This window comes from Sphingomonas sp. LC-1, from assembly GCF_025371035.1.
Lineage (GTDB): Bacteria > Pseudomonadota > Alphaproteobacteria > Sphingomonadales > Sphingomonadaceae > Sphingomonas > Sphingomonas sanguinis_E.
The window spans coordinates 80388-102615 of the sequence record NZ_JANZXB010000011.1; the positions used below are offsets into that span (position 1 = coordinate 80388).

Annotated in this window: 19 protein-coding genes; 11 read left to right on the forward strand and 8 right to left on the reverse strand. The window is 65.6% G+C overall.

The window, feature by feature from the left end; genetic code table 11:
- The first annotated feature begins 151 nt into the window (after nt 1–151).
- Nucleotides 152–1195: a mannose-1-phosphate guanylyltransferase/mannose-6-phosphate isomerase gene (locus NZL82_RS15215; protein WP_261270598.1), complete on the forward strand. Its 1044-nt coding sequence runs from the start codon at nt 152–154 to the stop codon at nt 1193–1195.
- Between the two features lie 37 nt (nt 1196–1232).
- On the opposite strand, the gene NZL82_RS15220 is transcribed toward NZL82_RS15215, so the two are convergent.
- Both NZL82_RS15220 and NZL82_RS15225 read right to left on the reverse strand, forming a co-directional pair.
- Nucleotides 1233–2243: a polysaccharide deacetylase family protein gene (locus tag NZL82_RS15220; protein ID WP_261270701.1), complete on the reverse strand. Its 1011-nt coding sequence runs from the start codon at nt 2241–2243 to the stop codon at nt 1233–1235.
- 2 nt (nt 2244–2245) lie between these two features.
- Nucleotides 2246–4087, reverse strand: coding sequence for a HAMP domain-containing sensor histidine kinase (locus tag NZL82_RS15225; RefSeq protein ID WP_261270599.1), 1842 nt, complete (start codon nt 4085–4087; stop codon nt 2246–2248).
- A gap of 191 nt (nt 4088–4278) precedes the next feature.
- Between NZL82_RS15225 and NZL82_RS15230 the strand changes: the two genes are divergently transcribed.
- The gene (locus tag NZL82_RS15230; protein WP_230480815.1) at nt 4279–4746 is read left to right on the forward strand and encodes an Lrp/AsnC family transcriptional regulator; all 468 of its coding nucleotides are present in this window, start codon (nt 4279–4281) and stop codon (nt 4744–4746) included.
- 235 nt (nt 4747–4981) lie between these two features.
- On the opposite strand, the gene NZL82_RS15235 is transcribed toward NZL82_RS15230, so the two are convergent.
- Nucleotides 4982–6271 (reverse strand): hypothetical protein, encoded by a 1290-nt coding sequence (locus NZL82_RS15235; RefSeq protein WP_261270600.1) that lies wholly within the window; start codon nt 6269–6271, stop codon nt 4982–4984.
- A gap of 170 nt (nt 6272–6441) precedes the next feature.
- Between NZL82_RS15235 and yaaA the strand changes: the two genes are divergently transcribed.
- From yaaA to NZL82_RS15260, 5 genes are all read left to right on the forward strand, one after another.
- Nucleotides 6442–7182: a peroxide stress protein YaaA gene (gene yaaA, locus NZL82_RS15240; RefSeq protein WP_261270601.1), complete on the forward strand. Its 741-nt coding sequence runs from the start codon at nt 6442–6444 to the stop codon at nt 7180–7182.
- Nucleotides 7179–7877, forward strand: a complete 699-nt coding sequence (locus NZL82_RS15245; RefSeq protein ID WP_261270602.1) for an SDR family NAD(P)-dependent oxidoreductase — start codon at nt 7179–7181, stop codon at nt 7875–7877. Before yaaA ends, NZL82_RS15245 begins: the two co-directional genes overlap by 4 nt.
- 322 nt (nt 7878–8199) lie before the next feature.
- Nucleotides 8200–10950, forward strand: coding sequence for a DNA gyrase subunit A (gene gyrA / locus NZL82_RS15250; RefSeq protein WP_261270603.1), 2751 nt, complete (start codon nt 8200–8202; stop codon nt 10948–10950).
- On the forward strand, nt 10947–11297 hold the full coding sequence (locus NZL82_RS15255; protein WP_323131672.1) for a DUF952 domain-containing protein: 351 nt from the start codon (nt 10947–10949) through the stop codon (nt 11295–11297). Before gyrA ends, NZL82_RS15255 begins: the two co-directional genes overlap by 4 nt.
- A gap of 116 nt (nt 11298–11413) precedes the next feature.
- A complete protein-coding gene (locus tag NZL82_RS15260) occupies nt 11414–12664 on the forward strand; it encodes a methyl-accepting chemotaxis protein (protein WP_261270604.1) in 1251 nt (416 codons plus the stop codon).
- A 3-nt stretch (nt 12665–12667) separates the two neighbouring features.
- Here the strand turns inward: NZL82_RS15260 and NZL82_RS15265 are convergent, their stop codons facing one another.
- On the reverse strand, nt 12668–13102 hold the full coding sequence (locus tag NZL82_RS15265) for a DUF488 family protein (protein WP_261270605.1): 435 nt from the start codon (nt 13100–13102) through the stop codon (nt 12668–12670).
- Between the two features lie 74 nt (nt 13103–13176).
- Here NZL82_RS15265 and trmFO point away from each other — a divergent pair, with 74 nt between their 5' ends.
- Nucleotides 13177–14568, forward strand: coding sequence for a methylenetetrahydrofolate--tRNA-(uracil(54)-C(5))-methyltransferase (FADH(2)-oxidizing) TrmFO (trmFO, locus tag NZL82_RS15270; RefSeq protein WP_261270606.1), 1392 nt, complete (start codon nt 13177–13179; stop codon nt 14566–14568).
- On the opposite strand, the gene NZL82_RS15275 is transcribed toward trmFO, so the two are convergent.
- From NZL82_RS15275 to pdhA, 4 genes are all read right to left on the reverse strand, one after another.
- Nucleotides 14480–14968, reverse strand: a complete 489-nt coding sequence (locus NZL82_RS15275) for an EF-hand domain-containing protein (protein ID WP_261270607.1) — start codon at nt 14966–14968, stop codon at nt 14480–14482. The genes trmFO and NZL82_RS15275 overlap by 89 nt on opposite strands.
- Before the next feature lie 280 nt (nt 14969–15248).
- Entirely contained in the window at nt 15249–15941 is a 693-nt protein-coding gene (locus tag NZL82_RS15280) for a squalene/phytoene synthase family protein (RefSeq protein WP_261270608.1), read from the reverse strand.
- An 88-nt stretch (nt 15942–16029) separates the two neighbouring features.
- Entirely contained in the window at nt 16030–17460 is a 1431-nt protein-coding gene (locus NZL82_RS15285) for a pyruvate dehydrogenase complex E1 component subunit beta (RefSeq protein WP_261270609.1), read from the reverse strand.
- 1 nt (nt 17461) lies between these two features.
- Nucleotides 17462–18505: a pyruvate dehydrogenase (acetyl-transferring) E1 component subunit alpha gene (gene pdhA, locus NZL82_RS15290; protein ID WP_056432896.1), complete on the reverse strand. Its 1044-nt coding sequence runs from the start codon at nt 18503–18505 to the stop codon at nt 17462–17464.
- A 171-nt stretch (nt 18506–18676) separates the two neighbouring features.
- Between pdhA and NZL82_RS15295 the strand changes: the two genes are divergently transcribed.
- The 3 genes from NZL82_RS15295 to NZL82_RS15305 are packed head-to-tail and all read left to right on the forward strand — an operon-like array spanning nt 18677 to nt 22223.
- Nucleotides 18677–20029, forward strand: a complete 1353-nt coding sequence (locus NZL82_RS15295; RefSeq protein ID WP_261270610.1) for an MFS transporter — start codon at nt 18677–18679, stop codon at nt 20027–20029.
- Complete coding sequence (gene cysK, locus NZL82_RS15300; RefSeq protein ID WP_261270611.1) at nt 20026–20946, forward strand: cysteine synthase A; 921 nt, start codon at nt 20026–20028, stop codon at nt 20944–20946. Before NZL82_RS15295 ends, cysK begins: the two co-directional genes overlap by 4 nt.
- Nucleotides 20943–22223 carry a cell wall hydrolase gene (locus NZL82_RS15305; protein WP_261270612.1) on the forward strand — a complete coding sequence of 427 codons (1281 nt, stop codon included), beginning with the start codon at nt 20943–20945 and terminating at the stop codon, nt 22221–22223. The genes cysK and NZL82_RS15305 overlap by 4 nt, the downstream gene beginning before the upstream one ends.
- Nucleotides 22224–22228 lie beyond the last annotated feature (5 nt).

Genomic DNA, 22228 nt, shown 5'->3' on the forward strand with positions numbered 1-22228 from the left:
CTGGCGATCGTCCCCATGCGTCGCTTCGCGCAACCGTCCATAATTTTTGCAACAAATGACAAACGAAACGTGAAGAAACACGTTGTGGCATGTGACGAGGCGACCGTACGACCCGCTTGCGGGGGTCTTACGGCATTTTGAAGGGGCATTCATGAATAATCAGATCGTGCCGGTGATCCTGTCTGGCGGGTCCGGCACCCGTCTCTGGCCGATGTCCAAACCGGAGATGCCCAAGCAACTGCTCCCCATCACGTCCGACGAAACCATGTTGCAGCTGACGGCGCAGCGGACCAACTCCAATGACTTCGCCGCGCCCATCGTCGTCGCCGGACAGCGTCATGCCGATCTGGTCGAGCAGCAACTGGTGGACGCCGGAACCGCCCCGCAAGTGCTGATCCTGGAGCCCATGGCCCGGAACACTGCACCCGCCATCGCCCTCGCCGCATTGGCCGCGAAGCCCGAAGAGGTGCTGCTGGTCATGCCCTCGGACCATGTGATCGCCGATCTCGACGCCTTCCATGCCGCGATCCGATCGGCCCTGCCCATGGTGTCGCAAGGCTGGCTTGCGACGTTCGGCATCGCGCCGGACAAGCCCGAGACCGGCTATGGCTATATCCAGGTGGGTCGGGAAATCGCAAAGGGCGTGCACCAAGTCGCCCGCTTCGTCGAAAAGCCCCGGCTGGAGCGGGCCGAAGCCATGCTGGCGCGTGGCGATTATGCCTGGAATGGCGGAATCTTCCTGTTTCGCGCCGATCGCTATCTGGAAGAACTGGGTCAGCATGCGCCGGAAATGCTGGTCGCCGCCGAAAAGGCGATGCGCGCCGCGCGCCGTGAGGGCAAGCGCCTGTTCCCCGACGAGGGCGAATTCGCCGCCTGCCCGTCGGACTCGATCGACTATGCGGTGATGGAGCGGGCGGAGCGCGTAGCGGTCGTCCCCGTCGCCATGGGGTGGAACGATGTCGGAAGCTGGGATGCGCTTCACGCGATCAGCGAACTCGACATGTTCGGCAACACCCATCGCGGGGAGGTTCTGGCGATCGACACGCGCAACTGCCTGATCCGCACCGACCGCGTCCGGGTGGCGGCCGTCGATGTCGAGGACCTGATCGTGGTGGCGAGCGGCGACGATGTGCTGATCCTGCCGCGCGGTCGCAGCCAGGACGTAAAGAAGCTGATCGAGGCGATGAAACGCTGAGCCGGACAAGAGCCGGGCGGGCCCGATCCCGCCCGGCTCAGCCGATTTGCTGGTCGAGCAGCGCGAGGATTTCGGCGATCATGGTCGGCTCTATGCCATGCCGGGCCAGCCGCTCGAACACCGAATCCCACCAGCGGTCGAACATCGCTCTATCGCGCGCATCGCGAACATAGGGCGTGTGCCCCGGCTCCAGCGTCGGCGAATGAAAGGAAAAGGTTAGCAGGCGTACGCCATCCTCCACCGCCCGGTCGATCGCCGCCAGGGCATCCCTGATCCCCACGCCTTCAGGCGTCAGGGGGATGCGAGACAGCAGCCCCAGCCGGGCCAACACCCCCCGTCCATGCGCTACCCGACCCGCTTTCGGATACAACATTGCACCCCGACGACGGAGAAGCCCGGCATAGACGCTGGTCAGCGGCAATTCGATCATTCCGTCGCGGCGAAAGCCATGCGAGTCGATGGCGCTGAAATCCATGCCGCCGCCCTCGCCATAATTGTGCAGGGCACGCATCGAACTGTCGACACGATAACCCCGTGCGGCCAACAGCGACAATGACGACGGGCCCAGTCCATAACGCCCCGACCGGAACATGCGCGGTCGCTGTCCGAACGCCTCGGCGATGGCATCGGTCAGGCAATCGAGCTTCGCCGCCTCCAGCGTGCAGGGCAGATTGCCCGCATGGCTGGTGAAGGGATCCACCACTTCCTGATGCGGGGGCGTAACCCAGGCGTGCAGTTGCGCCCCAATCTCTGACCGCCCGTCCTCGAGACATTCGGACAGGATGGCGACCGCCGCCGGATCGACCACCACCGGATAATCGACCAGGCAATGGAGCCCGACCCCGGCGGCGGCAAAGCGTCGGTGCGCGGGGCCGAAGGCACGCATCGCGCTTGTCGAACGATGACGGGGATCGAGCGGGGCGGACCAGTCGAACTCCTCCTCGACGTCGACCGAGACAAGAAAGCGGCGACCGAAGCTCTCGGGCCAGTCGATCCGCTCGGCCGCGTCGACCGGGTCGGGCCGCCAGGGACGAGCGGCCACCCCCATGCTCACCGGGTCGCCGCCTGCCCCGATCGCTGATCGTCGCCCAGCGGCAACGCCAGGACGACCCGGTGCAAGCCGATGGTCAGGCCACCGCCCATTTCGGCCCCCAGCTTGTCGATCAGTCGTAGCGAAAAGCCCGTGCCCAACAACGGCGCGCCGTCCCGCTGTTCGTCATCGCCCGCCTCGCTGAGCAGGGCCGCCTCAGTCTCCACCGTCAACGAGAGCGGGCGATCGATCCGCAGAGTCGCCATGCCCTGTTCCACCGACAGGCTGGCGGCCAGACGCTCACCGACCACGCAGTTGGACAGCAGAACGGAAAAGAGCCGCGTGACCAAGCGTTCGCTGGCCCGGTCGTCCGCCATGGCGACGATGGAAATGGCGGGCGGTTCAAAGCGGATTTCGGCACGACGAAGCTCGGCCAGCGGCCGAAGCTCGGCCAGTACGCGCTGGATCAGTGGAGCAAGCGGTACCGATGTAGCGCGCAGTTCCAGAACCCGCCCCTCGATCCGTGCCGCCGTATCAAGATCCTCGACCGAGGCGAGAAGATCGGCCGCCATCGACCGGATCGCACTCGCACGGTCGCGATAGACGGGCGCGACCGGACCCAGCAACTCGCTTTCGATCAGTTCGGCAAAGCCCGCCACCGCATTGGCCGGGGTCCGCAGTTCATGGACCAGTTGGCGCAGCGAATCCGAAGAAGAGGCCTCCGCTTCGCTCGCCGCCTCGCGAACATTGGCGATCTCATCGCGGCGTGGCCGTCGCCCACTTCCGCGATAGCCGAGGAAAACGCCCGATGCCGGATCGAAATAGGGCATGGCCGACACCCGCCATGATCCCGATGCTTCGGAGATGCCGCCAATCTCCAGTCGCGCGTCTCGGAACGGCGAACGTCGACGAAACGCCCCCATCGCCACGCCATCGAAGCGGGCCAGCCCCTGCATAGCGGTATCCGCGATACTGACCCCCACCAGCGGGCCCCGCGCGACACCGGCCACGCCCAGGATCAGGCCATGGGCATCGGTCTCGAAATCGAAATGTGCTGGCCCTGCGTCGCCACGGGGGGCACCGGAGGCTTCTTCGCGCCGCTGGTTGAAGGCATCGATCCGGGCGACCAGATCGGCGATTTCGTAACGCGGCGGGGCGGTGGGCACCTCGGCATGGCGGAGCGCCTCCGCCATGAACGGCAATCCACGCGCCACCTGGCCCAGTGCGACGAAGGGCGTGGCCGCCTGGGTCGGCACCGGATCGAGCAGGACGGAAACCGGTAAAGCCTCATCCTCTTCGAACGCGTCATCAGCAAACTGCTCGGGCACCCGATCTTCGGGCGCCACCCGCCCCTGCTGCGTCGGCTCGGGCGGAAGGAGCGAGTGATCGTCTCGGGCATCGAATTCGATCGCCGGAGCAGACACCGGCTCGGTGAGATCGGGGAGAACGAAATCGACCGCGCCGAAATTGACCAGCCCGCGCTGCACCGTATCGGACAGATCGCGACGGTGACGCAGCACCGACCGGGCGCCCGGCGACAGCAGCGGCAGGATCGCCAGCCATTCATCATCGGTCAGCGCCACGCTGCGCAAAACGGGGGCCGCGACGGACAATTCGTCCTGCACGAAAAAGGATACCAGTGCGGCGGGCGGACGCCCGGCGATCAGGGCGCGCGCGCTGGCGGCACGGACGTCATCAGGTACCGACTCGCGCAACTGGAGCAACCGGGACAGCATCGGTGGATCGGCCGGAACGCGGCCACGCGCCATCAGGTCGACAAGCTGCCGCCAAGCCGTCTGCGCGCCAAAAGGCGAGCCCATGTCGGCCGACAGAATCGTCGCCAGGCTATCGTCGAACCGCACTTAGCTCCCTTCACACATGGCTGCACCGCCCCGATCAACCTGACGTAACGTCCATATCCTTCCAACTGGTAACCTGCAAATATCCATATGCGTGCCGTTGCAATATGGGAGAATTGCGATAGTGCGTAATTTTCTTATAGTCCGCCGTATCAGAGCATAGGGAATCGGCATTTTATGTGGAGTATCGTGTAATGGCGCTCGATCGCATCGATCGGCAAATCTTGGCGCTGTTGCAGGCCGATGGCCGTATGACCAACGTCGAACTGGCAGAACGGGTGGGATTGACCGCCCCCCCCTGTCTTCGGCGCGTTCGCGCGTTAGAAGAAGCGGGCGCGATCCGGGGCTATCACGCCGATCTGGACGCCGCGCGCCTGGGCTTTCCGATCACCGTCTTTGCCATGGTATCGCTCCGCAGCCAGGCCGAGCATGATCTGGCGACGTTCGAACAGCATGTCGCGGGCATCCCCGAAGTTCGCGAATGCCATATGCTGAACGGCGAGATCGATTTCATCCTGAAGATCGTCGCGTCGGATCTCAAGAGCTTCCAGGAAATCCTGACCACCCACCTGACGCCCGCTCCCAATGTCGCGAGCGTCAAGACCTCGCTGACGATCCGTACCGCCAAGCAGGTGTCGGGTATTCCGATCGAAGCGGACTAAACCAACCCGTCATTCCGGCGAATCGAAAAGCCGACCATCCACCAGGATGGTCGGCTTTTTAATGGACTACTCAGCCGGAATTCACCGCCCGGACCCCGCCACCGCTTCGCTTCGAGCGAATTCGGGCAAAATATCCAGGGACTCTGGCTGAAACCAGGTGGGAATGACGGACACGTCGCGGACAAAGCAGCCCGCCTGGTTACCCCCGCGCCAGTAGGGCGCGGGGGCATTGGCATCAGGCCTGGGCGTCCAGGTAGGTCTTCCAGAAGCCAGCCAGATCGGCGCGCGGCTGGCCCTGAACCGCGTCGAATGCGGCCTTCGCGCCGGCCTTGTCGCCCTGCGCTGCGAGCGCGATGCCGAGACGGGTGTTCACCTCATTGGCATCGACCCCGCCCTTTTGCAGCGCGGCGCGGTACAGTTCGGCGGCCTTGGCGTAATTGCCCTGACCATAATAGGCCTCGGCGGTCAGCGCGGCGAGCTTGCCGTCGGCGGCCGACTTGGCGCGGGCCTCGGTCGGCGCCAGCGAGCCTTCCTGGCGGCTCTTGGCGGCGGCGGCGGCCAGCATGGCCTTTGCCGTCGCGTTACCCGCCGGGATCTTGCCGGTGGCGATGCCTTCCTTCAGCACCGTCTCCGCTTCGGCGGGCAGGCCCTTGTCGGTCGCATATTGCGCATATTCCATATAGTCATTCTGATCGGCGAGCGACTTGGTGGCGCGCATCAGGCGGAACAGATCGAGCCGCTGGTTCTTGTCCAGCGTCGCCAGCGAACCCGGCTGCAGACCATAAATCACCAGCGAGTTACGCCAGTTCTGCGCGGTCGGATAGGCCGTGATCCACTTGCGCATCCAGCTCAGCGTTTCCGGAACCATCTTCGCCTTGTTGGCCCGGCCGATCGCGTACTTGTAATAGTCCTCAGGCGCCTTCTGGCCCGAGGCGGTCATCTGGTCGATCGCGCTCGACAGTTCGGCATTGGCACCGGCAACGTCGCCCGAATCCATCTTCGCCTTGACGATCAGCATCGGCAGGTTCGGATCGTTGTAACCGAGCTGCTTCGCCTGATTGAAATATTGCAGCGCGATCGGATACTGCTTGCCGTTATAGGCCAGCGCACCACGACGGAAGACGTAGCGCGGCTTGTCCGCGGCCGGGGTCGACGGGCTGGCGATCAGCGCGTCGAGCGGCTTGGCCAATGACGCTTCGTCGACCGGCGCATTCGGATTGGCCTGCTGCGCCGCATAGAGCTTGCCCGATTCGAGTTCGTAGCGCAGCGCCGCCGCGATATATTTGTCGTCCTCGGTCTTCGCCGCAGCCTCTACCGCCGCGACCAGCGGATCGGCCGCAGCGTAATTCTTCTGCTGCAACACGGGCTGTGCCGCCTGCGCCGCCTTCAGCGCCTCGGGGCTCAGCTTCAGGCCGCCGGCCTCCTCGGCCTTCTTTTTCTGCGCCACGGCCGGGACCGTCAGGGCAACCCCACTCACACTCGTCGCCAGCACGGCCGCAAGCGCGAGCTTCGGAATGATCTTCATGCGAATTTTCTCCAAGAATAGAGCCTGTCGGGTCCAGAACCGTATCTGACGGGCTTGATAGGGACAGCGCGCGTCCCGTTCAAGCAATGCGATGATGCGATCCTCCCTTACCCCTCAACCGCTGAACGCGGATTGAACGCGAACGCTCCGAGCGCTAGCGCGGCAGGATCATGATTGCCGTCATCTCCCCCGCCAAAACGCTCGATTACAAGAGCCCCCTCCCCGACCTTGCCCCGACCGAGCCGCATTTCGCCGCCGAAGCCTGCACCCTGGCGCAGGCCGCTGCCGGTCTGGGCGAGGACAAGCTTTCCTCGCTGATGCGCATCTCGCCCGCGCTCGCCAAACTCAACGCCGAACGCTTTCGCGACTTCGCAACCGCGACGGAGCGGCCCGCGATGTTCGCCTTTGCGGGCGACGTCTATACCGGGCTGGAGGCCAAGACGCTGGACGAACCGGCGGTGCTGTTCGCGCAGGACCATCTGCGGATGCTGTCGGGGCTTTACGGCCTGCTCCGCCCGCTCGACGCGATGCGTCCTTATCGGCTGGAAATGGGCACGCGCTGGGCGCCGCGCGGCGACAAGTTGACCGACTGGTGGGGCGACCGCATCGCCAAGCGGCTGTCCGACGAGGTCGAGGCGGAGGGCTCGGGCACGATCCTGAACCTCGCCAGCCAGGAATATTGGCACGCGGTCGACGGCAAGCTTCCCGCCGCGGTCCGGGTGATCGCGGTCGATTTCCGGGAGGGCGATCGCTTCATCAGCTTCCATGCGAAAAAGGCGCGCGGGGCGATGGCGCGCTGGATGGTCGAACATGCCATCACCGATAACGATGCGATGCGTGGCTTCGACAGCGACGGCTATGGCTTCGATGCGGCGAACAGCACGCCGACACAGTGGAGATTCGTGCGATGAGCGAATGGAAGCAGGCGAGCGTCATCGGCGCTTCCGGCGGTATTGGCGGCGCTATCGCCGATGCGCTTGAGGAGGAGGGCGTATGTGTCGCCCGCTTCGGCCGTTCGATGAGCGGCGATGCGCATATCGACATCGAGGACGAAGCGAGCATTGCGGCAGCGGCGTACCGGATCGCAAAGGGCCCCGCCCCCGATCTGGTGATCGTCGCCACCGGCCTGCTGCATGACGGTGCCCAGGGGCCCGAAAAGGCGATCGACCAGCTTTCGCCCGAATGGCTTGCGCGCAATTTCGCGGTGAATGCGATCGGCCCGGCGCTGGTCGCCAAGCATCTGTTGCCCCTGATGCCGCGGACCGGCAAGACGATCTTCGCGGCCCTGTCCGCGCGCGTCGGGTCGATCTCCGACAATCGCATGGGCGGCTGGTATGGCTATCGCGCGTCCAAGGCCGCCCTCAACCAGTTCATCCGCACGCTCGCCATCGAGCATAAGCGGCGCAACGATCGTTCGATCGTGGTCGCGCTTCATCCCGGCACGGTCGATACGGTTTTGTCCAAGCCGTTCCAGGGCAATGTCAGGCCCGGCGGCTTGTTCGATCCGTCACGCGCCGCCGTCCAGCTTCTCGACGTGCTCGACGGACTCCGCGCGCCGGACAGTGGCAAGCTGTTCGATTGGGAGGGCAAGGAGGTCCAGCCTTGACCACCCCCCTGATTATCACTTGCATTACAGCATCGTAACGTCGGCGACATTCGCGCGAAACCACCCGTCCCCGATAAGGAGCGGGCTGGTCGCCGTTCCACTCCCGTCGGCGGCCAGCGCCTACCAAGTCCCGTGATCCGCTGCCGAGGGGGTAGCATTGCCGCAGGGCCCGTCCCCGCGCCCGGTTTTCACGCATCGGTCGCTTCCCGAACCGCTCATGCGAATGCCGGTGCGCGGGGATGGCGAAGGGGTGGTCAGGCGGCTTCTGCTGGGCTAGGAACGACGCTTCCCATCTGACAACCAACCCGGAAAGCAACAGACTTTGGCCGACGAGACGACCCTCGCGGAACCTTCCGATATTTCGACGATCTCCATCGTCGACGAGATGAAGTCGAGCTATCTCGACTATGCGATGAGCGTGATCGTGGCGCGTGCGCTGCCCGACGTGCGTGACGGCCTGAAGCCCGTCCATCGCCGTATCCTCTATTCGGCCGCCGAGAGCGGCTTCGTCGCAGGCAAACCGTACCGCAAGTCGGCGCGCATCGTCGGCGACGTGATGGGTAAGTATCACCCGCACGGCGACATCGCGATTTACGACGCACTGGCCCGCATGGCGCAGGACTGGTCGATGCGCGTGCCGCTCATCGACGGTCAGGGCAATTTCGGCTCGATGGATCCCGATCCGCCCGCCGCGATGCGTTACACCGAAGCGCGTCTGGCCAAGGTCGCCAACTCGCTGCTCGACGATCTCGACAAGGACACGGTCGACTTCCAGCCGAACTATGACGGCTCGGAGCGCGAACCCTCGGTCCTGCCCGCCCAGTACCCGAACCTGCTGGTCAATGGCGCCGGCGGTATCGCGGTCGGCATGGCGACCAACATCCCGCCGCACAATCTGGGCGAGGTGGTCAATGCCTGCCTCGCCTATATGGAAAACGGCGCGATCACGGTCGAGGAACTGAACGAGATCGTTCCCGCCCCCGATTTCCCCACCGGCGCGCTAATCCTCGGTCGCTCGGGCGCGCGGTCGGCCTATCAGACCGGGCGCGGTTCGATCATCGTGCGCTCGCGCCACGAGATCGAGGAGATGCGCGGCGACCGTCGGGCGATCGTCCTCACCGAAATCCCCTTCCAGCAGGGCAAGAATGCGCTGGTCGAAAAGATTGCCGAGGCCGCCAAGGAAAAGCGGATCGAGGGGATCAGCGACATTCGCGACGAATCGAACCGCGAAGGCGTTCGCATCGTCATCGACCTGAAGCGCGACGCGACCCCGGAAGTCGTGCTCAACCAGCTGTGGCGGCACACCCCCGCCCAGACCAGCTTCCCGGCCAACATGCTCGCCATTCGCGGCGGTCGGCCCGAGTTGCTGAACCTGCGCGACATCATCCAGGCGTTCGTCCAGTTCCGCGAGCAGGTGATCACCCGCCGTTCCAAGTTCGAGCTGGCCAAGGCGCGCGAGCGGGCGCACATTTTGCTGGGCCTCGTCATCGCGGTGACGAACCTGGACGAAGTGGTGCGGATCATTCGCGGTTCGGCCTCGCCGGTCGCCGCGCGGGAGGCGTTGCTCGCCCGCGAATGGCCGATCGCCGAGATCGCGCCGTACATTCGTCTGGTCGAAGCGGTCGAGAGCGAAGGTTTCGGCGACACCTATCGCCTGTCCGAGACCCAGGTTCGCGCGATCCTGGACCTGCGCCTGCATCGCCTGACGGCGCTGGGCCGTGACGAGATCGGCGACGAGCTGAAGGGTCTGGCGGACTCGATCACCGAGTTGCTCGAAATCCTCGCCAACCGCGTCAAGCTGTACGAGGTGATGCGTGGGGAATTGGTGGCGATCCGCGACCAGTTCGCCACCCCGCGCCGCTCCGAGATCGCCGCCGCCGCCGATGGGATCGATGACGAGGACCTGATCGAGCGCGAGGACATGGTCGTCACCGTGACCATGCAGGGCTATATCAAGCGCACCCCGCTCGATGCCTTCCGCGCGCAGAACCGGGGCGGCAAGGGCCGCTCGGGCATGGCGACCAAGGACGAGGACGTCGTCACCGAGCTGTTCGTGACCAGCACGCACACGCCGGTCCTGTTCTTCTCCAACCATGGCAAGGTCTATCGCTACAAGGTCTGGCGCCTGCCCGAGGGCGGCCCGGCCACGCGCGGGCGGCCGATGGTCAACCTGCTGCCGCTGGCACCCGGCGAGGTCATCTCGACCGTGTTGCCGCTGCCGGAGGACGAGGCGGAGTGGGGTAAGCTCCACGTCATGTTCGCCACGGCCAAGGGTGCCGTGCGCCGCAACTCGATGGACGCGTTCACCAACGTCCCCTCGAACGGCAAGATCGCGATGCGCTTCGAAGAGGGCAGCGAGGACCGGTTGATCGGCGTCGCGCTGCTCGGCGCGGAGGACGACGTGCTGCTCGCCACCCGTTGCGGCCGGGCGATCCGCTTTGCCGCCGACGATGTGCGCGAGTTCCAGAGCCGCACCTCGACCGGCGTGCGCGGTATCGCGCTCAAGGGCGAGGACGAGGTCATCTCGCTCTCGGTCCTGCACCGAGTCGGCACCACCCAGGAGGAGCGCGAGGCTTATTTGCGCTTTGCCCCCTGGAAGGGCGAGAAGGAAGGCGAGCCCGAGCTGTCGGTCGAGCGGTACGAGGAACTGCGCGAGAACGAGCAGTTCATCCTCACCGTCTGCGCCAACGGTTATGGCAAGCTGTCTTCGGCCTATGAATATCGCCGTACGGGTCGCGGTGGTCAGGGCATCACAAATATCGACAATATCGCGCGCAATGGTGATGTCGTCGCCAGCTTCCCTGCATCCAAGGGGCATCAGCTGATGCTGGTGACCGATCAGGCCAAGCTGATCCGCATGTCGCTGGCGTCGCTGCGTGTCATCGGGCGAGGCTCGGCGGGGCTGCGGCTCTTCAACGTCGCGGCGGGCGAACATGTCGTCTCGGCCGCACGCATCGAGGAGACCGAGGAGGATGCCGAGATGAACCTGGCCGACGGCACTCCCGAGATCGCGCCCGAACCGGATGCGGAGGTGGGCGAGAATCTGGCCGCCGGGCCGGAGGATGGCGAGTGAGCCACCCCGCCACCGCCTATAAGGTGCTGACCGCCGACCAAATGGCTGCACTGGAACAGGAGGGCGTCTTCAGTGGCGCGCCGGTGGATATGGCCGATGGCTATATCCACCTCTCTACCGCCGCCCAGCTCACCGAGACGGTGGACAAGCATTTCGCCGGCCAGACCGACCTGCACATTGCGGCGGTCGATCTGGAGGCGATGGGCGAGGCGGTGAAGTGGGAGGAGAGCCGGGGCGGCCAGCTCTTCCCGCATCTCTATGCCCCGTTGAGCTTGACGGCGGTCGTCGCCTATGGCCCGATGCAGCGCGATGACGACGGCAGCGTTCGGTTGCCCATCACCGGTTGAAACTCATAGTGATGACGTTTCGTCATTGAAACGTCATCAAATCCTAACGCCACCTTTACCGGTCACGCATAGCAAAGACGGCGATGAAGCCGTCTGTCTTCTCTAATGGCCCACCAGTGGCCGATGACCCGGTGATCGGGGCCGACGCTTCGCTGGCTGAGGCCATCGGCCTGTTCCGCCAGCACCCCGACATGCGCCTGCTGCCCGTCCTCGACGCCGGGCAGCGCCCCGTCGGCGCGGTCCGTGAACGGGACTTGCGCGGATTGCTGTTCAATCCCTTTGGCCATGCCCTGCTTCAAAATCCCGATTTCGGCACCACGCTGAACGCCTATGTCCGCGCCCATGCCATTTGCGAGGTGGAAGCACCACTAGCCGAAAAGCTGTTGCTCCATGCCAACTGGGGAGCGCCGGACATGCTGATCCTGACCCGCGAGGGCATTTTCGCCGGGACACTCGACGCCGCGACGCTGGCCCGGCAGGCCGCCGATGTGCAGATTTCGCTCGCCAAGGAGAGGATCGCACGAGCGCACCAGATCGACGAGGCCGCGCGCGACTTCATGGTAGACATCGGCGCCTCGTCCGAACAATCGCTGGCGGCGACCCGCGAGATGGACCAGATGGCTGATGCCCTTGCCCGCTATGCCGCGCAAACGCATGGTGGTGCGGATCGCATGACCGGCGCAATGGGCGACGCGGGCAGCGCGCTCGGCGACATCGCCAAGCAGGGGCATGGCCTGACCGAGGCCTTTGGCGCGATTACGCGCGATATGGATCAGGCGCGAAAGATCCGCGAGGAAGTGCGCCACCGGATCGCCAGCACCGGCCGCCATGCCTATGCCCTGGCGAACGGCGCCACCACCATCGACGCGCTGCTGGCCGTAATCGAGGGCGTGGCGACCCGCACCAATTTGCTGGCACTGAATGCCGCCATCGAAGCCGCCCGTGCGGGCGAGACCGGGCGGGGCTTCGCGGTCGTCGCGCATGAGGTGAAGGCGCTTGCCCGCCAGACGCGCGAGGCGGCGCAGGATGCGACCCGCAACGTCGCACAGGTCAAGTCGGACCTTCACGCGCTGGTCGCCGAACAAAAGCATCTCGATGAAGCGGTCGAGGCGATCAGCGGCATCTCCCACTCGATCGACACGGCTGTCGCCGCGCAGGGCATGGCGACCGCCTCCATCGCCGCCAATGTCGACCAGACCGCTTCGGCCGCTCGCCAGATCGGCGCGCAGGTCCGTCAAATACAGGAAGACGCCACGCGGATCGACCGCGATGCCGGATCGCTGCTGACCTTGGCCCGGACATTGGGCCACACCGTCACCCGGTTGCGCGATCGCACCGCCGGTTTCGTCGATACGGTCGCCGCCTGATCGTCAGACGTAGAGGTCGACCACCTTTACCCCCTCGCCCACCGCCTCCAGCAACAAGGTCCGGTGGCAGTGACAGGGATCGCGCTCGAAACAGAGCAAGGCGCTGGGCTTTTCCCGCGACAGATCGAGCATCCGCGCCGCTGCGGCCTGCGCCTCGGGCAGGGCAAGCTGGTCGTCATAGACCTCGCGCAGGGTCGTGACGTCGCCCTTCTTCGCCGCGTCGCGCCCGCGTTTCGGCGTGCCCAGGTCCTTCAGATGGACATAATCGATCCCAACCTCCCGCAACGCCGCTGCGAGCGGGGATTTGGAAAAGCCCGGACGTCGCGACAACGGCAGCGCGCGAACGTCGATCAACCGCTCGACCCCGGCCTGCTTCAACGTCGCCAGAAAACCGTCGACGGTCGCGCCTTCGTAACCGATGGTGAAGATGGTGGTCATGAACAGCAGGTGGGGGTTGGCCGGCAGGCTGCCAAGTGCTTCCACCTGACGGCTTACGGGTCTAAAGCCGGGCGATGACTTATGACATTCATGTGATTGGCGGCGGGCTGGCGGGTTCCGAAGCGGCGTGGCAGTTGGCCGAAGCGGGGCTGAAGGTGCGCCTGTCCGAAATGCGCGGCGGCGCGGACACCACGCCCGCCCATCATGGCGGGGACCTGGCCGAGCTGGTCTGTTCCAACTCCTTCCGCTCGGACGATGCCACGTCGAACGCGGTCGGCCTGCTCCATCAGGAGATGCGCACGCTCGGCTCGATCATCATGGCGAAGGGCGACGTTCATGCCGTGCCCGCCGGTTCGGCGCTGGCGGTGGACCGCGACGGCTTTTCGGCCGGGGTCACGGCCGCGCTCGCGGCGCATCCCAACATCACCATCGTTCGCGAGCGGATCGATGCGCTGCCGGAGGGGCCCGCGATCATCGCCACCGGCCCACTGACGGCGCCGTCGCTGGCGGGCGGCATCGGCGAGGCGACCGGCGCGGAGGCGCTGGCTTTCTTCGACGCGATCGCCCCCATCGTCCACCGCGAATCGATCGACATGGACGTCGCCTGGTTCCAGAGCCGCTGGAACAAGGGCACGGGCAAGGATTACATCAACTGCCCGATGGACAAGGACCAGTATCTGGCCTTCCATCAGGCGCTGCTCGACGGCGAGAAGACCGAGTTCCGCGAGTGGGAGAAGAACACGCCCTATTTCGACGGCTGTATGCCGGTCGAGGTGATGGCCGAACGCGGCGTCGACACGCTGCGCTTCGGGCCGATGAAGGGCGTCGGACTGGACGATCCGCGGACTGGACGCTGGCCCTATGCCGTCGTCCAGCTCCGCCAGGACAATGCAGCGGGCACGCTGTGGAACATCGTCGGCTTTCAGACCAAGCTGAAATATGCCGAGCAGATCCGCATCTTCCGCACCATTCCCGGTTTGGAAAAGGCCGAGTTCGCGCGGCTGGGCGGATTGCACCGCAACACCTTCATCCGCTCGCCCGAACTGCTCGACGCGACGCTGCGGCTGAAGTCGCGGCCCAATCTGCGCTTCGCGGGCCAGATTACGGGGTGCGAGGGCTATATCGAGAGCGCCGCGATCGGTCTGCTCGCCGGGCGTTTCGCGGCGGCCGAGCTGGCCGGCAAGACCATCGCCCCGCCGCCGGTCGAAACGGCGCTGGGCGCGCTGCTGGGCCACATCACCGGGCTGGCCGAGGCCGAGACCTATCAGCCGATGAACGTCAATTTCGGCCTGTTCCCGCCCATCCCCGGCCGGACCAAGAAGGCCGATCGCAAGAAGATGTACACCGACCGCGCGCGCGAGGCGCTGCCCGGCTGGCTCAACTCTCTTCCGCCTGGGCCGCCTGCGGTGCCTCAGCCGGTCCCGTTCGTGCCGGAGGACAGTCCCGCCGAGCCGGTCGACGCTTAACGGCGGTGGTGGCGAATTCGGCCGCGTTCATCGTGCCTGACTTGTCATGGTCTGCGGTGGCGAATTTGGTCGTGGCCTTGATCGCCCATTCGTCGAAGCTCAGCTTGCCATCGCCGTCGCGGTCCAGCTTGGCATAGGCCTTGCGCCGCGCGGCGAGATATTCCTCACGGGTGATCGTGCCGTTGCGGTCCTTATCGTAGCGGTCGAAGCGCTTCTGCTCGCGGGTGCGGGTGGACGCTTCGGGAAGCGGCCCATCGTCCTCGGCAGTTTGCGGGGGCGAGGCGGTCGCCGCGCTCGCGGCTGGGAGCGGGGATGGCGTGTCGGGTCGGCTGCCCCACAGGAACAGCCCCGCCCCCACCAGCACGAGCGTGCGCAACCCACCGGCCAGATAGCGCCACATCGGTTCCGTCTCCCCCCAGTCAGACGGGGTTATGGTTAACCGGGGTCATATGGGAGCGGCAAGGTGATTCCCTTAGCCTTCGACTTCGCTCAGGCTGAACGGTGGGGGAAGCCATTCCCAATACTGGGCCTACCCCGGCGAAGGCCGGGGTCCAGTTTCTCCGCAGCCTGTGGAGCGCCGCGGATCGGCGGGGGAGGCAAAGGTCCCGCGCCGTCGATAGAGCATTACAACTGGACCCCGGCCTTTGCCGGGGTACGGCTCCGTCTTGATACGAACGGCTTCAGCGCCCCGTCAAACCATGCCACGCCAGCCGCGCCGCGCGGAGGGGATGGCCCGGCAGGCGGTCCGGGTGGCGCATACCCTCTCGGGCCAGAATGCCCAGCCCGCTCAATCCCCGCGTCCCTCGTGCCCACTTCGGCGATAGCGCGGTGTCCAACTCACCTAGGGCCTGGGCGCCGATTCGATCCGCCAGCGGCTTGTCGCTGATATGCCCGGCCAGGTCGGCCTTGGCCCAGGCGATCCCGAGAGGCTCCCATCCCTCACCACTTAGCAGCCGCCCGATCGAGGCGAACAACGCACCGCCCCGCGCACGTGCATGTAGCGCGACCCGTTCGTCGTCCAGCGGCTCGCCATCATCGAGCAGCGCCTCCCACCCCTCGATCATCGGCGCCAGCTCCGCCCCCCGCACGCCACCGGGCAGCACCGACGCCGCCAGCCGCTGCAACACGGGATGCGCAGGGGCATGCTCGCGATCGAGCTTCTCCAGCGCCTCATACCACCAGGTGAGCCGCATCTGACCGATCATCGGCTCGGTCGTGCTTTGCAAGATGGAGGCGAGCTGATGGTCGAGATCGAGCAGCGCCGCGAACCCCTCGCGCGCCGATGCGGGCGAATAGCCCACCGCCAGTGCCTGTTCGCGCATCACCGCCTCGATGGCGGTCGGGGGCGTCGAGGTAGCGGGAGCGTCGGTCATTCCCTGCCCTTCGCACGAATGACCCCCATGAAAAAGGGCCTCCCGGTTTCCCGGAAGGCCCCCTTCAAATCATAAGATAACCCGCCGCTTAGCCGCGATAGGTGACCTTCTTGACCGCCGCGACGACCTTGTCCGCATCGACCAACGCCAGCTTTTCGAGGTTGGCGGCGTAAGGCAGCGGCACGTCCTCGTTGGTCACGCGCAGCACGGGCGCGTCGAGGTCGTCGAACCCTTCTTCCATCACGACGGCGGTGATTTCCGACGCGATCGAGCAGGTGGGCCAGCCTTCCTCGACCACGACCAAGCGGTTGGTCTTGGCGAGCGACTTCAGCACCGTCTTGGTGTCGAGCGGACGCAGCGTGCGCAGGTCGATGACCTCCGCATCGATGCCCTCGGCGGCCAGCTTCTCGGCGGCTTCGAGCGCGACGCCCACGCCGATCGAGTAAGAGACGAGCGTGACGTCCTTGCCCTCGCGCATGATCCGCGCCTTGCCGATCGGCAGGACGAAATCGTCGAGCTTGGGCACGTCGAACGAACGACCGTACATCAGCTCGTTCTCAAGGAACACGACCGGGTCTTCCGAACGGATCGCCGCCTTCAGCAGGCCCTTGGCATCGGCGGCGTCATAGGGCGCGATCACGATCAGGCCGGGGACCGACGCATACCAGGGGCCGTAATTCTGTGAGTGCTGCGCGCCGACGCGGCTGGCGGCACCGTTGGGACCACGGAACACAATCGGGCAGCGCATCTGGCCACCGGACATATAGTTGGTCTTGGCGGCCGAGTTGATGATGTGGTCGATCGCCTGCATGGCGAAGTTGAACGTCATGAACTCGATGACCGGACGCAGGCCGCCCATGGCGGCACCGGTGCCGACACCGGCGAAGCCATATTCGGTGATCGGCGTGTCGATCACGCGACGGTCGCCGAACTCGTCCAGCAGGCCCTGCGTCACCTTGTACGCGCCCTGATACTGGGCGACTTCCTCGCCCATCACGAAGACACGGTCGTCGGCGCGCATTTCCTCGGCCATCGCATCGCGCAGCGCTTCGCGGACGGTCAGCTTGACCATCTCGGTGCCTTCCGGGATTTCCGGCGAGGCGGGCGCTTCCTGCTCGGCGGCAGCGACCAGCTTCTGCGTGCCGCTCTCCTGCTCGGCGGCAGCCGCGCCCTCAGGCATCGGCGGTGCGTTCGAATCGGTCGCCTCGTTCTTCGGCGCGGCATTGGCGGCCTCGCCCGAACGGCTGCCCGACGCGGCGGCGGACGCGACGTCCTCGCCCTCTTCGGCCAGCAGCGCGATGGCGGTGCCGACCTTCACATTGTCGGTGCCCTCGGCGACGATGATCTTGGCGATCACGCCCTCATCGACGGCCTCGAACTCCATCGTCGCCTTGTCGGTCTCGATCTCGGCCATGATGTCGCCGGACTTGACCGTATCGCCTTCCTTCACGAGCCACTTGGCGAGCGTGCCCTCTTCCATGGTCGGCGAAAGGGCCGGCATCTTGATCTCGATCGCCATCTTAGTAACGCTCCACCAGCACTTCAGTGTAGAGTTCAGCCACATCGGGCTCGGGGGTCTGTTCGGCGAAATCGGCCGCTTCGTTGACCTGCTTGCGAATGTCCTGCTCCAGGACCTTCAGATCGGCCTCGGTGACGCCCTGCTCTTCGAGCAGCCGCTTCACATGATCGATCGGATCGGACTTGTCGCGCACGCCCTGCACTTCCTCGCGGCTGCGATACTTGGCGGGGTCGGACATGGAGTGACCGCGATAGCGATAGGTCTTCATCTCGAGGATGACCGGACCCTTGCCCGCACGGACCCAGGCCAGCGCCTCTTCGGCGGCACCGCGGCATGCCAGCACGTCCATGCCGTCGACCTGGATGCCGGGGATGCGGAAGCTCTCGCCACGGCGATAGAGCTGGTCCTCGGACGAGGCGCGGTTGACCGCCGTGCCCATGGCATATTGGTTGTTCTCGATCACGAAGATGATCGGGAGCTTCCACAGCTCCGCCATGTTGAAGCTCTCGTACACCTGGCCCTGATTGGCAGCACCATCGCCGAAATAGGCGAGGCAGACGCCGCCGTCATTGCTGTACTTGTGCCCGAACGCCAGGCCGGTGCCCAGCGACACCTGCGCGCCCACGATACCGTGGCCGCCGTAGAACTTATGCTCGGTCGAGAACATGTGCATCGACCCGCCCTTGCCCTTGGAGATGCCGGCGGCACGCCCCGTCAGCTCGGCCATGATGACCTTGGGATCGATGCCGTAGGCGAGCATGTGGCCATGGTCGCGGTAACCGGTGATGACCGAATCCTTGTCGCCGTCGAGCGCCGACTGGAGACCCACCGCCACGGCCTCCTGGCCGATATACAGGTGGCAGAAACCGCCGATCAGGCCGAGGCCATAAAGCTGGCCCGCCTTTTCTTCGAAGCGGCGGATCAGGAGCATCTGCTTGTAGAAATCCAGCAACTGTTCCTTGGTAGCCTGGAACGGTTGCGGTTCGGCGGGACGCTCCCGATTGGGAATGGGGGGCTCGCTGGTACGGCTTGGAGCTTTTGCCACAGTCGGGAACACCTTTGTTTCCGTTAGGGAAGGATGGACGCCTATTGGCGTGCTTTGTCACGAAACTCAATTCCCCCTCTTAATTCCCATTCGGACAGGTGGAATTTAGGGGTGAATAGCTTTGTATCGGTTGCCTTGTCGGCGCACCGCAGCCTACAACGCCCGTCGATTATGGATAGACCCAAACACCCGTTTCGCATCGCCAATTTCCGCAGTCACTGGCTGTCGCGGTTCACCGGGACCATCGCGGTATCCGCCATGTCGATCGTCATCGGGTGGCAGGTTTACAATCTGGCGCGCGAAACGATGGACGTGCGGCAGGCCGCCTTCATGCTCGGCATGATCGGTTTCGCGCAGTTCGTGCCGCTGTTCCTGCTGACCCCGATCACCGGTCTGGTCGCCGACAGCGTCGACCGGCGGTGGATCGTGCGGGCGACGACGGCGCTATTGGTCCTGGCCGCTGCAAGCCTCTGGTTCCTGACTTGGTCCGGGCATCTGACCCTGGGGGCGCTGTTCACCGCCGCCGTGGCCTTCGGCATCGCGCGTGCCTTTTCGGGGCCCGCCTATTCGGCGCTCGCCCCCAATCTGGTGCCGCGCGAAAGCCTGCCGACCGCCATCGCGGTCAGCTCGATCGCGTGGCAGGTGGGCACCATCGCCGGTCCGAGCGTCGGCGGGCTTCTCTATGCGATCCATCCCGAATTTGCTTATGGCATCGCCACCTTGCTGTTCGGGGTCGCGCTGTTTTGCATCTTCCTGATCGGCCCTGTTCCGCAGCCGCCCGCGCAAACCGACCGCCGACCGCTGACCCGAATCGTCGAGGGGTTCAGCTATGTCCGCCGCAACCGGCTTGTGCAGGCGGCGATCACGCTCGACCTGTTCGCGGTACTGCTGGCGGGTGCGACATCGCTGCTGCCGGTCTATGCGCGCGACATATTGCATGTCGGATCGCAGGGCTTGGGCGTGCTGGCGGCGGGCATGGGCATCGGGGCGGCGACCACGGCGATCTGGTTTTCGTTCAAGCCGATGACCAGCAATGTCGGGGTCAAGATGCTGGTTGCGGTCGTGGTCTTCGGCCTGTCGATCCTGACCTTCGGCATCGCCAGCAATGTGACCGGCGCCCTGGGGCTCCAGAGCGGAACGGTGGCGCTGGGCGGGCTGAACCTGTTCGTCCACCCCGCCTTCCTGCTCAGCCTCGCCGCGCTGATCTGCGCGGGCGGCGCGGACATGGTGTCGGTCTATGTCCGCCAGTCGCTGATCCAGCTCCATACCCCCGACGCGATGCGCGGGCGGGTGAGCGCGGTGTCGCAACTCACCATTTCCGCCTCCAACGAATTGGGCGAGTTCGAGAGTGGGGTGATGGCCTCGATCCTCGGCCCCGTCGGCGCGGTGGTGTTCGGCGGACTGGGGGCGATCGGCGTCACGCTGCTCTGGTCGCGGCTGTTCCCGGAACTCCGACGCGCGCGAACCTTTGATCCGCCTGAAATCCTTGCAACCGAACCAACCCACGGAGAAGCCAAGCCATGAAGGCCAACACCATCCTGGAAACGATCGGCAACACGCCACATATCAAGCTCCAGCGGCTGTTCCCTGGATCGGAAGTCTGGATCAAGTCCGAACGCTCCAACCCCGGCGGATCGATCAAGGACCGAATCGCCCTCGCGATGATCGAGGCGGCCGAGGCCAAGGGCGAATTGAAGCCCGGCGGGACCATCGTCGAGCCGACCAGCGGCAATACGGGCGTAGGCCTGGCGATGGTCGCGGCGGTAAAGGGCTATAAGCTGATCCTCGTCATGCCCGAATCCATGTCGATCGAGCGCCGCCGCCTGATGCTGGCCTATGGCGCGACCTTCGACCTGACCCCGCGTGAGAAAGGCATGAAGGGCGCGATCGAGCGGGCGCTGGAACTGGTGCGCGACACGCCCGGCGCGTGGATGCCCCAGCAGTTCGAGAACCCCGCGAACATCGACGTGCACGTCCGCACCACAGCGCAGGAAATCCTGAACGACTTTCGCGATTTGCCGATCGACGTCATCATCACTGGGGTCGGCACCGGCGGCCACATCACCGGCGTCGCCGAAACGCTGAAGAAGGAATGGCCGCAACTGAAGGTCTATGCGGTCGAGCCCGCCGCCTCGCCGGTCATCCAGGGTGGCGCCCCCGGCCCGCACCCGATCCAGGGGATCGGCGCAGGCTTCATCCCCGCCAATCTCCACACCCAGGCGATCGACGGTGTGATCGAGGTCGATGCCAATGTCGCCAAGGACATGGCGCGTCGTTCCGCCACCGAGGAAGGCATCCTCGTCGGCATCTCGTCCGGCGCGACGCTTGCCGCGATCCTGCAGAAGCTGCCCGACCTGCCCGAAGGTGTCCGCGTGCTCGGCTTCAACTATGACACGGGCGAGCGTTATCTGTCGGTGCCGGACTTCCTGCCCGAACAGTGAGCGATCTCGCCAAGCCGCGCGGCGGCATCCGCGCGGCCCTGTTCGCCATCGCCGGTACGGCCAGCGTCGTACCGGCTTTGCTCGTGGCGAACGCGCCCGCCATTCCCCAAGCCTCTCGCGTGTCGTCCCACCGGGCGGCACACGCGCAGCGCGTGGTCCCGCCCGCCGAGCTTCCCCCGGTCGAGCCCGTCGCCTTTGTCGACATGCCCCCGGACGAGGCGCGCGCCTATAACGAAGGCGTCCCCTTTTCGACCGACCCCAATCCGGCGGCGCGTCCTTTCGTCTTTCGCGGAACGGCGGAAGACAAGGCGCGCGCGCTAGATTGCCTCGCGGCCGGGGTGCTGTACGAGGCGGGTGATGATGCGAAGGGCGAACAGGCGGTGGCCCAGGTCATCCTGAACCGACTGCGCCATCCCGCCTTCCCCAAGACGGTTTGCGGCGTGGTGTTCGAGGGACAGGAACGCTCGACCGGGTGCCAGTTCACCTTCAGTTGCGATGGCGCGCTGACCAAGTGGCAACCGCCCGAAGCCGCCTGGGCCCGCGCGCGCGAAATCGCCGCCATGGCCTTGAATGGCAAGGTCTTCCGGCCGGTCGGACACGCCACCCATTACCATACCGATTGGGTCGTTCCCTATTGGCAGGCGAGCCTGGACAAGGTGGCGCGGGTCGGCAGCCATTTGTTCTTCCGCTGGTCAGGCTGGTGGGGAACGCCGCCGGCCTTTAACCGCCATCAACTGGCCGACGAGCCGATCATCTCTTCGATCGCCCCCTTCTCGCCGGCGCACAGGGCCGGAGCAGAGGCCAGCGACGAGGCTGGCGCAGCGCTTGCCGAAGGCGCCGTGGCGGCGGGCACGACCGGACCGCTGGCAAGCGACCCGGACATGTTCCTCGTGACGCTTCCTGCCGGACTGTTGCCCGAGGGGTTTGCCGCTTTCGCGCTGAAATTGTGCGCGGAGCGCAAGCATTGCACCGTCATGGCCTGGCGAGAAGGAGGCGCGAAGCCCAACTCGGTGCCGCTGACGACGGGGCAGATGGACATGATGGCCTTCAGCTATCTGCGCGATACGGCGGCTGGTCTCGAACGCACGCTGTGGAATTGTACGCTCTATCCCGCGATGCGCGGGCCGCGTTGCATGAAGCGGCAGGTGATGACGGTCATGCCGCCCAATCCCCTGCCCACCCCCACGCCACAGGCAACTGCCACCCCCACCGCCCCGGGTGAACTGGGCGGCGTCCGCCGGGCCAGCGCGCCGCCCGCCGAGTCCAAACAGCCCTGATTCGC

What these genes read in the sequence shown, in the direction of transcription:
- NZL82_RS15215 (WP_261270598.1), top strand. Translation starts at nt 152, where the DNA reads ATGAATAATCAGATCGTGCCGGTGATCCTGTCTGGCGGGTCCGGCACC.
- NZL82_RS15220 (WP_261270701.1), bottom strand. Translation starts at nt 2,243, where the DNA reads ATGGGGGTGGCCGCTCGTCCCTGGCGGCCCGACCCGGTCGACGCGGCC.
- NZL82_RS15230 (WP_230480815.1), top strand. Translation starts at nt 4,279, where the DNA reads ATGGCGCTCGATCGCATCGATCGGCAAATCTTGGCGCTGTTGCAGGCC.
- NZL82_RS15235 (WP_261270600.1), bottom strand. Translation starts at nt 6,271, where the DNA reads ATGAAGATCATTCCGAAGCTCGCGCTTGCGGCCGTGCTGGCGACGAGT.
- yaaA (WP_261270601.1), top strand. Translation starts at nt 6,442, where the DNA reads ATGATTGCCGTCATCTCCCCCGCCAAAACGCTCGATTACAAGAGCCCC.
- NZL82_RS15245 (WP_261270602.1), top strand. Translation starts at nt 7,179, where the DNA reads ATGAGCGAATGGAAGCAGGCGAGCGTCATCGGCGCTTCCGGCGGTATT.
- NZL82_RS15265 (WP_261270605.1), bottom strand. Translation starts at nt 13,102, where the DNA reads ATGACCACCATCTTCACCATCGGTTACGAAGGCGCGACCGTCGACGGT.
- trmFO (WP_261270606.1), top strand. Translation starts at nt 13,177, where the DNA reads ATGACTTATGACATTCATGTGATTGGCGGCGGGCTGGCGGGTTCCGAA.
- NZL82_RS15275 (WP_261270607.1), bottom strand. Translation starts at nt 14,968, where the DNA reads ATGTGGCGCTATCTGGCCGGTGGGTTGCGCACGCTCGTGCTGGTGGGG.
- NZL82_RS15280 (WP_261270608.1), bottom strand. Translation starts at nt 15,941, where the DNA reads ATGACCGACGCTCCCGCTACCTCGACGCCCCCGACCGCCATCGAGGCG.
- NZL82_RS15285 (WP_261270609.1), bottom strand. Translation starts at nt 17,460, where the DNA reads ATGGCGATCGAGATCAAGATGCCGGCCCTTTCGCCGACCATGGAAGAG.
- NZL82_RS15295 (WP_261270610.1), top strand. Translation starts at nt 18,677, where the DNA reads ATGGATAGACCCAAACACCCGTTTCGCATCGCCAATTTCCGCAGTCAC.
- cysK (WP_261270611.1), top strand. Translation starts at nt 20,026, where the DNA reads ATGAAGGCCAACACCATCCTGGAAACGATCGGCAACACGCCACATATC.